This is a genomic window from Microbacterium sp. J1-1, assembly GCF_024498615.1.
Taxonomy (GTDB): Bacteria; Actinomycetota; Actinomycetes; order Actinomycetales; family Microbacteriaceae; genus Microbacterium; species Microbacterium aurugineum.
This window is the reverse complement of the sequence record NZ_CP089590.1, coordinates 2,073,315-2,086,109: the sequence shown is the minus strand read 5'-3', so window position 1 is coordinate 2,086,109 and position 12,795 is coordinate 2,073,315. Positions and strand designations below refer to the sequence as shown.

The window sequence follows — 12,795 nt, the reverse complement described above, 5'->3', positions numbered from 1 at the left end:
GTGAGCGCCGGTAGGCTGGACCCATGGCAGCTCCGCGTACCCCCTCTCGCAGTGGTGCGAAGCCCACCAAGATCCCGCGGGTGTCGTGGCGCGAACCGCACCCCGCGCCGATCGTGCTCGTCTCGGGGCCGGAAGAGGTGTGCGCAGAGCGTGCGATCGCCGGCGTGCGCGACTACCTGCGCGCGGAAGATCCTGCACTCGAAGTCAGTGACGTGCGGGCCGACGACTACGCCCCGGGCACACTGCTGTCCCTCACTTCTCCCTCGCTGTTCGGAGAACCGCGACTGGTGCGCGTCTCGGGTGTCGAGAAGTGCTCCGACGCCTTCATCCAGGAAGCCGTGTCGTACCTCGACAACCCCCAGGAGGGGGCGACCGTCATCCTTCGCCACACGGGCGCCAGCGTGCGTGGCAAGAAGCTGCTCGACGCTCTTCGCGCCGGTACCGGCGGAGGCATCGAGATCGCCTGCCCGGCGGTCAAGCGCGACAGCGACCGAGTGGACTTCGCCGCCGGAGAGTTCCGGGCGGCCAAGAAGCGCATCGCGCCAGCAGCCCTGCGTGCGCTCGTCTCCGCGTTCGCGGACGACCTGACCGAACTGGCGGCGGCCTGCCAGCAGCTCATCGGCGACGTCGACGGAGACATCTCGGAAGAGATCGTCACGAAGTACTACGGCGGTCGCGTCGAGGTCTCAGCGTTCGTCGTCGCGGATACGGCGATAGCCGGCCGCTACGGCGAAGCGCTCGTCGCGCTCCGGCACGCGCTGTCGTCCGGCGCCGACCCGGTGCCGATGGTCGCCGCCTTCGCGATGAAGCTCCGGACGATGGCACGCGTGGCAGGCAACCGCGAGCCCAGCCGACAGCTTGCGCAGCGCCTGGGGATGAAGGATTGGCAGGTCGATCGCGCCCGCCGCGACCTGGCCGGCTGGAACGAGCGCTCTCTCGGGATGGCCATCCAGGCGACCGCCAGAGCCGACGGTGAGGTCAAGGGAGCGGCCCGCGACCCGATCTTCGCCCTGGAGCGCATGGTCACCGTGATCGCCACGCGCCAGCCCTTCGGCGAGTAACCGTCCCCCCGCTTTCTCGATCCCGCGGGGGCCTCGAACTCGAGGGGACGAAGAAGGCCCGCCCCGATGAACGGGACGGGCCTTCCTGAGAAGCTTCGGCTCAGAGGGAAGCGACCTGCTTGGCGAGCGACGACTTGCGGTTCGACGCCTGGTTCTTGTGCAGGACACCCTTGCTGACGGCCTTGTCGAGCTTGACGGAAGCCTTCTTCAGGCCGGCCTCGGCTGCTGCCTTGTCGCCGGCGGTGACTGCCGTGCGGGTGGAGCGGATGAGGGTCTTGAGCTCGCTCTTCACGGCCTTGTTGCGCTCGTGTGCCTTCGCGTTGGTCTTGTTGCGCTTGATCTGCGACTTGATGTTTGCCACGTGTGGACGCTTTCTGTACAGGAGTGTTCGGAATGCCGGCAGCAGAAGAGGGCTGCTGCACAGCGGTCGTGAGGGAAGAACCCACACGCAAGCCAAGAGTTGAGTCTACCAGCAGACGGGGCGCTCGCGCGAAACGGCGAGCAGAATGCGAAACTCGGTCGCGCAATCGATGGTACCGGGTGCAGAATCATCACTGTCCCGACATCGATGTCAAGGAGCCCCATGATCCCTGCACGTGATCGTCCGTCTGTGCCCGTCGGGCTCCGTTGGTCCGCAGCGACTTCGGCCTTCCAGATCGAGGGGTCCCGTCCCACGGGGCCGACCGGGCGCTCCATCTGGGACGACTTCCTCGAACGGCCGGGCGCGATCATCGACGGGTCGACGGCCGACCCTGCATGTGACAGCTACCGACGACCGGAGTCCGACGTGGCCCTCGCCGCGGCGCTGGGCCTCGACCGCTACCGATTCTCCATCCCGTGGGCACGCGTGCAACCCGGAGGTCGGGGCTCGGGGGACCGCGCGGCGCTCGACCATTACTCCCGGCTGGTCGACCGCTTGCTCGAGGCCGGGGTCGCACCGTTCCCGACCCTGTTCCACTGGGAGATGCCCAGCGAGGTCGAGGCCGACGGTGGCTGGCTCCAGCGAGACACGACCGAGCGCTTCGCTGACTACGCGGCCATCGTCACCGCCCGCCTCGGTGATCGCGTCGAGCAGTGGTACACGCTCAACGAGCCGGCGATGACGACGTTGCAGGGGTATGCGGTCGGCGCGCTCGCTCCCGGGAAGGAACTGCTCTTCGGCGCCCTGCCCACCGCCCACCATCAGCTCCTCGCGCACGCCCGTGCGGCTACGGTGCTGCACGGCCACGGCGCCGCCTCCGTCGGCCTCGTGAACAATCACACCTGGGTCCTCCCGCTCCGCGACACCGCCGAAGACCACCAGGCCGCCGCCGTGTACGACGTGATCCACAACCGCGTGTTCAGCGAACCGCTCCTCGCCGGCCACTATCCGGATCTCGAGGCACTCGGGCTGTCACCGCTGCCCGTGCGCGACGGCGATCTGGAGGAGATAGCACGGTCGATCGACTTCTACGGCATCAACTTCTACAACCCCACGACGGTCACCGCTGCGGCGGAGGGAAGCCCGATACCGTTCGCCATCGTGCCGACCCCCGGCGTCCCCGTCACCGGCTTCGGACCCGAGTGGCCCATCATGCCCGGTGCCCTGCGCGATCTGCTGATCGACCTGCACACGCGGCATCCGCATCTCCCGCCCGTGATCGTCGGAGAGAACGGGGCGTCCTTCCCGGAGCCCGAGCGGGCAGCATTCGTGGACGACACCGACCGCATCGACTATCTCTCAGGTCACATCGCGGCGGTCGGCGAGGCGATCGACGCCGGCGTGCCCGTCGAGGAGTACACGGTGTGGTCGCTCCTGGACAACTGGGAGTGGGCCGACGGGTACACCCAACGGTTCGGATTGGTGCACGTGGACTTCGAGACCGGCGAGCGCACTCCCAAAGCGTCGTACGAGTGGTATCGCGACCTCATCGCGCGGTCGCGGGCGGCATCCGTCGCCGCGGAGGAGGCGCGGTGACCGGCGTCTCCGGCACCCGCACGGTCAAGGCGGGCGCACGATGGATGTCGGTGTTCACGCTGGCGTGGCTCGCGATCTGGACGGTGCAGCTCACTCCCGTGCAACTGCTGCTTCCTCTGCAGCTGGACACTCCCGAAGACGACTGGATCCGCGGCGTGGTGTCTTCGGGGCTCGTCCTCGGGATCGGGGGACTCGCCGGTATCGTCGCGGGCCCCGCCGCCGGGGCGCTCTCCGATCGTGCGGCCGCGGGACGCCACCGCCGACGCCCCTGGGCCCTCGGGGGCGTTCTGCTCACCGCCCTGTGTCTCATCCTCACCGGTTTCGCCGAGGGCCCCTGGGCCGTGGGCGCGGGCTGGGTCGGCGTGTCGATCGGCGTCGCCGTCTCCTCCGCGGCTTTCACGGCGCTCATCGCCGACCAGCTGCCCTCGACGCAGCGCGGTGCGGCGTCCGCGGCGGTGGGATCGAGTCAGGCGGTGGGCATCGTGCTCGGTGTCGGACTGGTGGTACTGCTCGGGCTCGACGTCCGCGCCGGCTATCTGCTGCTCGCCGCGGTGATCGCCGTCGTCGGCACCGGTGCGGCCCTGCTGCTGCCCGATCCGCCGAGTACCGAGGCGCTGCGGCCGAAACCTGGCGGACGCAGACCGCTCGCCTCCCTCCGCGACCGCGACTTCGCCTGGATGCTCTCGGGACGCCTCGTGACGAACGTCGGCAATGCTCTCGGCACCGCGCTGTTCCTCTTCTTCCTCTTGCATGGTCTCGGCCAGCCGACCGCTGCCGCTCAGGACAATCTCCTGCTCCTGATCGTGGTGTACACCGTGTTCGTCGTGCTCGCTTCCGTGGTCACCGGCATCGTGTCGGACCGGACAGGGAACAGGCGCACGCTCACCGTCGCCGCAACCGTTGTCCAGGCGGCATCGGGCGTGGCGATCGCCCTGGTGCCGACGTTCGAGATGACCATGGTGGCCGCGGCTCTCATGGGATTGGGGTACGGAGCCTTCTCGACGGTCGGTCTCGCGTTCGCGGCCGACCTGCTCCCTGACGCACAGGATCACGCCAGGGACCTCGGGATCGTCAACGTCACCGCAGCCCTGGGACAGCTGATCGGACCGGTGCTCGGTGCGGCACTGGTCGCTCTCGTCGGCGGCTTCTGGCTCGTCTTCGTCGCTGCTGCCGTGCTCTCGCTGGTGGGAGGACTGCTCACCGCGTTCGCGCGCCAGCCGTCGCGCTCATGAGCCGGGCTGCTCCTCTTCCACCGTCGCGATGGCCAGCCGCAGCACGGCATTGAAGACCCGTGGCCGCATTGCCGTGACCAGGTGCGTCGTGCGGGGCACGATGAGGAGCTCCGCATGGGGCGCGAGACGTCGGAACAAGGACTCGTTCAGACGCAGCTGGTCGTACTGCCCGTTCACGAACCAGAGCGGGACCGTGATCCGGGGGACGGCGGCGGCGATGTCCAGTGCGGCGAGGCTGCGCAGCGCCGTGTCCTGCATGTCCAGTGCATATCCACCGGCGGCGAAGTCGGATCTGGTCTCCGTGGGGATGGTGGCCTCGAGGACGCGACCGGTCAGCCACATACCGCGATCGGGCAGCGAGTCGACGGCCCGGGCGAAGAGGCGATAGGCGCGGAGTCCCGCACCGTGGGGGAGCGAGGTGCACGACGCCGCGACGAGCGCGGCCACCGGCGGTCGCTGCGCCCCGCCGACGTAGGCGAGACACAGCAGCCCACCCATCGAATGCCCCACGAGCACGACGGGGCCCTTCTCCGCTGCCGCACGTACGGCGGCATCGATCGTGTGGAGCGCTTCGTGCAGCGTGAAGTCCTCGTCCATGCGGCTTCCGTGCCCGGGAAGATCGACCGCGGTCGACGCGTACTCCTGCTCGTCGAGATACGTGGTCTGTGCGCGCCACATCGTCGCGGACGTGCGGATGCCGTGCACGAGGACGATCTGGGTGCTCACGCGAACAGCATAAAGAAAGCGGGGCCGGTGGATGAACCACCGGCCCCGCTTCGACGCGAACGTCAGAGGATGTTACTTCTCCCAGCCGACGTTCTCGACGGGCTGGATGCCGAACAGGTCGAGACCCACGTAGGGCTCCGGCGTCAGGTTGGCGAGGCCTTCCTGGACCGTGTAGATCTGCGGGCCGTTGTACAGCGGGATCAGGCCCCAGCGCTTGTAGATCTCGGGCTCGAGCTCCATCGCGGCAGCGGTCTGAGCCTCGGGGTCGGACTGCGACTCGACCTTGTCCTTGATCTCGGCGTCGAGTTCGGCGTCACCGACACCCGACAGGTTGAGACCCGAGTCCGAGCAGTACAGCTGGCAGAACCAGGCGGCACCGAACGGGTCGGACGAGGTGAAGCGGAGACCGGAGACATCCCAGTTCTTCGAGGTGTAGTCCTCAGAGAACTGGCTGGCGGGACGGACCTCGACCTGGACGTCGATGCCGACCTCCTTCTCCTGCGCCTGCAGCGACTGCGCGAGAGCCTTCTGCGTCGCCGTGTCGCTCCAGATGGGGTAGACCACCGAGAGCTTCACGCCGTCCTTCTCACGGATGCCGTCCGAACCCTCGGTCCAGCCGGCCTCGTCGAGCAGCTTCTTGGCGCCCTCGACATCGAACTCCCAGCCGGCGCCCTTCATCGAGTCGGTGTAGCCGGGCTGGAACGAGAACAGGGTCAGCGAGCCGGCCGGGTCCTCTTCATAGCCGAGGCCGTTCCACGCGATCTGCTTCTGCTGGTCGATGTTGATGGCCTTGAAGAACGCCTCGCGGACCTTGACGTCCTCGAACTGCGGCTTGGAGGAGTCGACCTGCAGGATCGTGTTGGCGGTCTGCTGCGCGCGGTAGACCTTGGCGCCGTCGACGTCCTTGACCTGGTCGATGAGCTCCTGGGAGCCCGTCTCCACCATGTCGACCTCGCCGTTCTTGAAGGCGTTGACGCCGGCCTGGCCGTCCATACCCGTCATGGTGACCTTGTCGAGCAGCGGAGCGTCGCCCCACCACTCGGGGTTCGGCTTGAACGAGATGTAGCCCTTGGTCGCGTCATACTCGTCGACCGTGTAGGGACCGGCGCCCCACTCCGGGTGCGGGTTCTCGATCATCGCTTCGTTGAAGGTGTCCGGGTCTGCGAGTGCCGGGTGGATGACGCCACCGTTGAAGGGCATCTGCGGCCAGGCGAACTCGCCCTTGAAGGTGACGATCGCCGTCTTGGCGGTGTCGCCCTGCTCGACGGACTCGATGTCCTTGTACCCGTCGGTGGCGTTCGGGTTGAAGCCCTCGTCGTAGGAGCGGTTGGCCTTCCACGTGGCGTCGATGGCGGTCCAGTCCATGTCCGTGCCATCGTTCCAGTGGGCCTCATCGGTGAACGTGAAGGTCAGGACCGTCTTGCCGTCCTTGACTTCGTGCTTCCACTCGTCGAGGTAGTTGTCGTTCTTGTACTGCGTGCCGTCCGGCTCCATCAGGATCAGCTGCGGCGTGTACCACGCGGCGATGCGTGCGGTGTCGGCGCTGCCGTCACTGTTGAAGGCGTTCAGCTGCGGCGGCACCTCACGGATCGCGAAGTTGACCTCGCCACCCTCCTGGAGGTTCTCGCGAGGCTGCGGGTTGTAGTCCGCCATCTCGACGTCGGTCTTCTCGCCGTTGTCGCCATTGTCGCCACTGCCGCTGTTGCCGGCAGCGCACCCGCTGAGCGCGAGTGCGAAAGCGCCGGTGAGTGCCAGCGCTCCCATCAGCTTGTACTGCTTCATGGTGCTCCTTTCGCCTTTCGGCGTGTCATAAGGGGAGAATAGTTCGCCCGGTACACGAATGCGGCCGAGCCAAGTGAATGCCGCCTAACCGTTATCGGACGGTGATCCGTCTCCGGTCAGGAGGCGTTCGACAGGCCCGAGGTGGTCTCCGGGTCGAAGACGATCCGCTGCCGCGTCCGCTCGATGTCGGGGTCGGGGACCGGGATCGCCGACAGCAGAGCCTTGGTGTAGGGATGCTGGGGGTTGTCGAAGACGTCGTCCACGTCGCCGTGCTCCACGAAGTCGCCCAGGTACATGACGGCGACGCGATCCGCGATGTGACGCACCACGGAGAGGTCGTGAGCCACGAAGAGGTACGACAGCCCGAGCTTGACCTTGAGATCGTCCAGGAGGTTGATGACGCCCGCCTGAATCGACACGTCGAGCGCCGACACCGGCTCGTCGAGCACCACGATCTTGGGGTTCGTCGACAGTGCACGGGCGATGCCGATGCGCTGCCTCTGCCCGCCGGAGAACGCCTGCGGGAACCGATCACGGTGCGCCGGGTTGAGGCCCACGAGATCCATCAACTCACCGACGCGTCGGTTCACCTCCGCCTTCGGGGTGCCGATGGCCGTCAGCGGCTCGGAGATGATGTCCGCGACCGTCATGCGCGGGTCGAGCGCACCCATCGGGTCCTGGAACACGATCTGGATGTCGCGCCGCAACGCCCGCTCCACCTTGTGGCTGCGGATGTCGTTGACACTCGTCCCGGCGATGACGATGTCACCCTCGGACTGCTTGACCATGTCCATGATCTGGAGCAGCGTCGTGGTCTTCCCGCTCCCGGACTCGCCCACGATCGCCATGGTCTCGCCTTCGCGGACGTCGAAGCTGATGCCCTTGACGGCATGCACCTCGCCGACCTTGCGCTTGAGGAAGGCGCCCTTGAGCAGCGGGAAGGTCTTGGTGAGGTTCTTCACCTCGAGCGTGATCGGACGCTCCTCGCGGGGCAGGCGGGTGAGTTCGCTCTCCGGCGCTTCCCTGACCGGATACACCGGCAGTCCGCCGAGCATGCCGCCGTCCTCGATCTCGTTCGAGCGGATGCAGGCGGCGCGATGTGCCTCGCCACCGCTGGTCAGGACGGGGAGGAGCTCCGGCTCACGCGTCCGGCACGCATCCATCACGATCGGGCAGCGGTCGGCGAAGGGGCAGGCGTCGGGGAGGTTGATCAGGAGGGGCGGGTTGCCCACGATCGGGGTGAGCGGTTCCTTCTCGGCCTTGTCCACGCGGGGGATCGCGCCGAGGAGGCCGATGGAGTACGGCATCCTCGTCTGGTGGAACAGCTCGCGGACGGGGGCCTGCTCCACAGGCTTGCCGGCGTACATCACCATCACATCGTCGGCGGTGCGGGCCACCACGCCCATGTCGTGCGTGATCATCATGACAGCGGCGCCGGTCTCGGCCTGCGCCTTGTCGATCAGGTCGAGGATCTGCGCCTGGATCGTGACGTCGAGCGCGGTCGTCGGCTCGTCGGCGATGATCAGCTTCGGGTCGTTCGCCATCGCGATCGCGATCACCACGCGCTGACGCATTCCTCCGGAGAACTCGTGGGGGAACGCCTTCATCCGCTTCTCAGGTTCAGGGATGCCCACGAGCTTGAGAAGATCGATCGCCCGGGCGTTCGCCTCCTTGACGCTGAGATTGCGATGCACCGTGAGCGCCTCGATCAACTGGGACCCGATCGTGTACACGGGCGTCAGCGAGGTCAGCGGATCCTGGAAGATCATCGAGATGCCGTTGCCGCGGATCCGGGAGAGCTGTGCGTCGGTCTTTCCGAGGAGCTCCTGTCCATCGAACAGGATCGAGCCGGAGATCTTCGCGTTCTCGTCGAGCAGGCCCATGACGGCCAGTGAGGTGACGGACTTCCCGGAGCCGGACTCACCGACGATGCCGAGGGTCTTGCCGGCCTCCAGATCGAAGGAGACGCCGCGAACGGCATCGACGCGGCCGGCTTCGGACGCGAAGCTGACGGTGAGGTCGCGGACGGACAGTACGGGGCTCATGCGCGGCCTCCTGCAGCCGAAGTGGGGTCGAGCGCGTCACGCAGGCCGTCGGCGATCAACGCCATCGACACGGTCAGCAGCGTGAGCGCCAACGCCGGGAAGTAGAAGAGCCACGGGGAGCTCGTGATCGACGTGCTGCCCTCTCCGATCAGTGATCCGAGGGAGACGTCGGGGATCTTCACACCGAAGCCGATGAACGACAGGCCGGTCTCCGTCGTCACGGCCGCGACGATACCGAGCGTGAAGTTGATGACCAGCAGAGAACCGATGTTGGGGACGAGGTGTCGCAGCACGATGCGTGTGCCTCGGACGCCCATGTAGCGCGCCGCCTGCACGTACTCCCGCTCGCGAAGCGACAGTGCCATGGTCCAGATGATGCGCGCGGGGAAGAACCAGCTCACGAAGATCATCACGAGGGCGATGACCCACCAGACGCCTCCCGAGTCGTTCGAGATGACGGACAGCATCAGGAAGGTGGGGACCACCATCATGAAGTGGATGACCAGCAGGGCGATGCGTTCGAACCAACCGCGGAAATAGGCGGCGGCCGTGCCGACGAGGGCCGACAGGATGGTGGTTCCGACCGACACCGTGATCGCGATCATGAGCGAGCGCTGCAAGCCGACCGCGGTCTGGGTGTAGGTGTCGTTTCCGGCGCCGTTCGTGCCGAACCAGTGCGCTGCGGAGGGCGGCGTGCTCAGCGCGAGGAAGTCCATGTCGTTGACGGCGTACGGAGACAGCACCGGGCCGAGGGTCGCGAACAGGATCAGGGCGAGCAGGACGACGATGCCGCCGACGGCCGGTCTGTTGCGCATGTAACGGCGTGTGTAGAGCGTCCACTTCGAGAGGGACTTGCGGGGAGCTGCCTCGGTGGACGGCTCGACCAGCGGATCGATCATTTCGGTGGTCATATCAGCTCACCCTCACTCGCGGGTCGAGGACGACGACGACGATGTCCGCGAGGACCGCGCCGATCGCCGTCAGTACGGCGCCGAACGCGGCGACCGCCACCACGCCGTTGATGTCGTTCTGGTTGATGGTGTCGAGGAAGTAGCGGCCCATGCCCTGCCAGGCGAAGATCGATTCGGTCAGGATCGCGCCGGTGAAGATCGTCGGGATCGTGAAGGCGACCTGGGTCGCGACCGGGATGAGCGACGTGCGGAGGGCGTGCTTGCGGACCGCCTGCGCTTTGGTCAGTCCCTTGGCGCGAGCGGTGCGCACGTAGTCCGCGTTGATGTTGTCGAGCAGGAGCGAGCGCTGGAGGAAGTGGTACTGCGCGTAGCCGACGAGCACGAGCGCGATCGTGGGCAGCGTGACGTGCTGGAGCGCGTCGATGATGGTCGGGAAGAAGCCGGTCACGCCCGGGCTGGAGGAGCCGGTGACGTAGAAGATCCGCACCCCTGTCCACTCGTTGAGGGCGATGGCGAGGAGCACGACCGCGAGGCCGGCGACGATGATGTTGATGTTCATCGTGATGATCGAGGTCGCTTGGCCGATGCGGTCGGCGAGCTTGTACTGGCGGGATGCGGTGTAGACACCCAGCCAGATGCCGAGCACGGCGGCGATGATCGTCGCACCGAGCACGAGCTCCGCGCTGACCCACATGCGGTAGGCGACCTGCTCGTTGACCGACTGCCCGGTGGGGCTCGTGCCCCAGTCCCAGCGGAACAGGATGCCGCTGAACCAGTTCCACCACCGCTCCATGAGCGGCACGGTGTCGCTGAGGTTGCGCGGGATCAGGACGTTGTCGATCTGCTCCGGCGTCAGGGGTGGTCGTCGCCCCACGTAGTTGCTGCGCGGGTCGAGGAATCCCCACGCGAGGAAGAACGTGAGGTTCGTCGCGACCACGATCATGAGCAGCCAGCCGAGTGTTCGGCGCAGGAGGTACTTGATCAAGGGGTCAGTCTTTCTCTTCTACAGACGCGCTCGGGATCAGCCGACGCAACGCTGAGTCAGTTGGATTACGGAATCGCCATCCACCGAACTCTGCGATGCGACAACCGCCACGGGGTCTGTGATGGAGTCTTATCGCTTGCGGGATCCGGTGTCACGGAATTTCCCAGGCAACTTCGGGAGACTATCACCGGAATGCGGGAATCGGGGATTAGCGCCCCCTCACCGTAGAATCGAAGGGACATGTCCCCACGCGCTCTCACACCTCTCCAGCCTGCCTCGACGCCGGCTGCGCAGATCCGCAATTTCTGCATCATCGCCCACATCGACCACGGCAAGTCGACGCTCGCCGACCGGATGCTCCAGATCACCGGCGTCGTCTCGGACCGAGACATGCGGGCCCAGTACCTCGACCGCATGGACATCGAGCGCGAGCGCGGGATCACCATCAAGAGCCAGGCCGTTCGGATGCCGTGGGAGCTCGACGGTCAGACCGTGGCCCTGAACATGATCGACACACCCGGCCACGTGGACTTCACCTACGAGGTCTCGCGTTCGCTCGCGGCCTGCGAGGGAGCCATCCTGCTCGTCGACGCGGCGCAGGGAATCGAGGCGCAAACGCTCGCGAACCTGTACCTCGCGCTGGAGAACGACCTCCACATCATCCCGGTGCTGAACAAGATCGACCTGCCGGCCGCCGACCCCGAGAAGTACGCGAAGGAGCTGGCCTCGCTCATCGGAGGCAAGCCCGAGGATGTGCTGCGTGTCTCGGGCAAGACCGGCGTCGGCGTCGAGGAACTGCTCGACCGGCTGGTCCAGGACATCCCTGCTCCGGTCGGCGACGCGGATGCGCCCGCCCGCGCGATGATCTTCGACTCGGTGTACGACGCGTACCGCGGTGTCGTCACGTATGTGCGCATGGTGGACGGCAGTCTCTCGCCGCGCGAGCGCATCCAGATGATGTCGACCGGGGCCAACCATGAGGCGCTCGAGGTCGGCGTGTCGAGCCCGGAGCCGACCCCGACCAAGGGGCTCGGCGTCGGCGAGGTGGGCTACCTGATCACGGGTGTGAAGGACGTTCGCCAGTCGAAGGTCGGAGACACGATCACCACGTCTCGGAAGCCGGCATCGGAACCTCTGCCGGGGTACACCGACCCGAAGCCGATGGTCTTCTCCGGTATCTACCCGATCGACGGCAGTGACTACGCGGAGCTCCGCGAGGCTCTCGACAAGCTCAAGCTCTCGGACGCCTCGCTCCAGTACGAGCCCGAGACCTCGGTCGCGCTCGGTTTCGGTTTCCGCTGTGGTTTCCTCGGTCTGCTCCACCTGGAGATCGTCACGGAGCGCCTCGCCCGCGAGTTCGGACTCGACCTCATCACGACCGCGCCCAGCGTGATCTACGAGGTGCTCACCAGTGACACGGGCGAGACGGTCACCGTGACCAACCCGAGCGAGTACCCGGACGGGCGCATCGGATCGGTCTCGGAGCCCATGGTGAAGGCCGCGATCCTGCTGCCGAAGGACTACGTCGGCACCGTGATGGAGCTGTGCCAGTCGCGCCGCGGCACCCTGCTCGGAATGGAGTACTTCTCCGAGGAGCGTGTCGAGCTGCGCTACAACATGCCGCTCGGTGAGATCGTGTTCGACTTCTTCGACCAGCTGAAGTCCAAGACGCAGGGCTACGCCTCTCTCGACTACGAACCCTCCGGACAGCAGGAAGCCGACCTCGTCAAGGTCGACATCCTCCTCCAGGGCGAGAAGGTCGACGCCTTCAGCTCGATCGTCCACCGGGACAAGGCCTACGCCTACGGCACGATGATGGCCGAGCGCCTGCGCAAGCTCATCCCTCGTCAGCAGTTCGAGGTCCCGATCCAGGCGGCGATCGGCGCGCGCATCATCGCCCGTGAGACCATCCGGGCGATCCGCAAGGACGTGCTGGCGAAGTGCTACGGCGGCGACATCACCCGTAAGCGCAAGCTCCTCGAGAAGCAGAAGGAGGGCAAGAAGCGCATGAAGATGGTCGGCCGCGTCGAGGTCCCCCAGGAGGCGTTCATCGCCGCGCTCTCGGGAGACGTCGAAGGCAAGGACAAGAAGTAGTC

The 12,795-nt window shown here is 66.6% G+C and carries 10 protein-coding genes; 4 read left to right on the top strand and 6 right to left on the bottom strand.

Translation table 11 applies throughout. The features are described from left to right. The first annotated feature begins 23 nt into the window (after positions 1-23). Positions 24-1,061, top strand: a complete 1,038-nt coding sequence (gene holA / locus LRQ07_RS09920; RefSeq protein WP_256534482.1) for a DNA polymerase III subunit delta — start codon at positions 24-26, stop codon at positions 1,059-1,061. A gap of 100 nt (positions 1,062-1,161) precedes the next feature. On the opposite strand, the gene rpsT is transcribed toward holA, so the two are convergent. Next, a complete protein-coding gene (gene rpsT, locus LRQ07_RS09915) occupies positions 1,162-1,422 on the bottom strand; it encodes a 30S ribosomal protein S20 (protein WP_047519918.1) in 261 nt (86 codons plus the stop codon). 222 nt (positions 1,423-1,644) lie between these two features. Here rpsT and LRQ07_RS09910 point away from each other — a divergent pair, with 222 nt between their 5' ends. Next, positions 1,645-3,018, top strand: coding sequence for a glycoside hydrolase family 1 protein (locus LRQ07_RS09910; RefSeq protein ID WP_256534481.1), 1,374 nt, complete (start codon positions 1,645-1,647; stop codon positions 3,016-3,018). Next, positions 3,015-4,250, top strand: coding sequence for an MFS transporter (locus tag LRQ07_RS09905; protein WP_256534480.1), 1,236 nt, complete (start codon positions 3,015-3,017; stop codon positions 4,248-4,250). The genes LRQ07_RS09910 and LRQ07_RS09905 overlap by 4 nt, the downstream gene beginning before the upstream one ends. On the opposite strand, the gene LRQ07_RS09900 is transcribed toward LRQ07_RS09905, so the two are convergent. The 5 genes from LRQ07_RS09900 to LRQ07_RS09880 form a co-directional block, all read right to left on the bottom strand. After that, the gene (locus LRQ07_RS09900; RefSeq protein ID WP_256534479.1) at positions 4,245-4,976 is read right to left on the bottom strand and encodes an alpha/beta fold hydrolase; all 732 of its coding nucleotides are present in this window, start codon (positions 4,974-4,976) and stop codon (positions 4,245-4,247) included. The two genes, LRQ07_RS09905 and LRQ07_RS09900, sit on opposite strands and share 6 nt — an antisense overlap. A gap of 72 nt (positions 4,977-5,048) precedes the next feature. Continuing rightward, the gene (locus LRQ07_RS09895; protein ID WP_232761710.1) at positions 5,049-6,758 is read right to left on the bottom strand and encodes an ABC transporter family substrate-binding protein; all 1,710 of its coding nucleotides are present in this window, start codon (positions 6,756-6,758) and stop codon (positions 5,049-5,051) included. A 116-nt stretch (positions 6,759-6,874) separates the two neighbouring features. Then, positions 6,875-8,803: an ABC transporter ATP-binding protein gene (locus LRQ07_RS09890; protein WP_232761711.1), complete on the bottom strand. Its 1,929-nt coding sequence runs from the start codon at positions 8,801-8,803 to the stop codon at positions 6,875-6,877. Then, complete coding sequence (locus LRQ07_RS09885; RefSeq protein ID WP_232761712.1) at positions 8,800-9,714, bottom strand: ABC transporter permease; 915 nt, start codon at positions 9,712-9,714, stop codon at positions 8,800-8,802. The genes LRQ07_RS09890 and LRQ07_RS09885 overlap by 4 nt, the downstream gene beginning before the upstream one ends. Position 9,715: 1 nt before the next feature. Beyond that, entirely contained in the window at positions 9,716-10,699 is a 984-nt protein-coding gene (locus LRQ07_RS09880) for an ABC transporter permease (protein ID WP_232761713.1), read from the bottom strand. A gap of 240 nt (positions 10,700-10,939) precedes the next feature. Here LRQ07_RS09880 and lepA point away from each other — a divergent pair, with 240 nt between their 5' ends. Then, entirely contained in the window at positions 10,940-12,793 is a 1,854-nt protein-coding gene (gene lepA / locus LRQ07_RS09875; protein ID WP_047519933.1) for a translation elongation factor 4, read from the top strand. Positions 12,794-12,795: the final 2 nt, after the last annotated feature.

What these genes read in the sequence shown, in the direction of transcription:
- LRQ07_RS09890 (WP_232761711.1), bottom strand. Translation starts at nt 8,803, where the DNA reads ATGAGCCCCGTACTGTCCGTCCGCGACCTCACCGTCAGCTTCGCGTCC.
- holA (WP_256534482.1), top strand. Translation starts at nt 24, where the DNA reads ATGGCAGCTCCGCGTACCCCCTCTCGCAGTGGTGCGAAGCCCACCAAG.
- LRQ07_RS09910 (WP_256534481.1), top strand. Translation starts at nt 1,645, where the DNA reads ATGATCCCTGCACGTGATCGTCCGTCTGTGCCCGTCGGGCTCCGTTGG.
- LRQ07_RS09885 (WP_232761712.1), bottom strand. Translation starts at nt 9,714, where the DNA reads ATGACCACCGAAATGATCGATCCGCTGGTCGAGCCGTCCACCGAGGCA.
- LRQ07_RS09895 (WP_232761710.1), bottom strand. Translation starts at nt 6,758, where the DNA reads ATGAAGCAGTACAAGCTGATGGGAGCGCTGGCACTCACCGGCGCTTTC.
- lepA (WP_047519933.1), top strand. Translation starts at nt 10,940, where the DNA reads ATGTCCCCACGCGCTCTCACACCTCTCCAGCCTGCCTCGACGCCGGCT.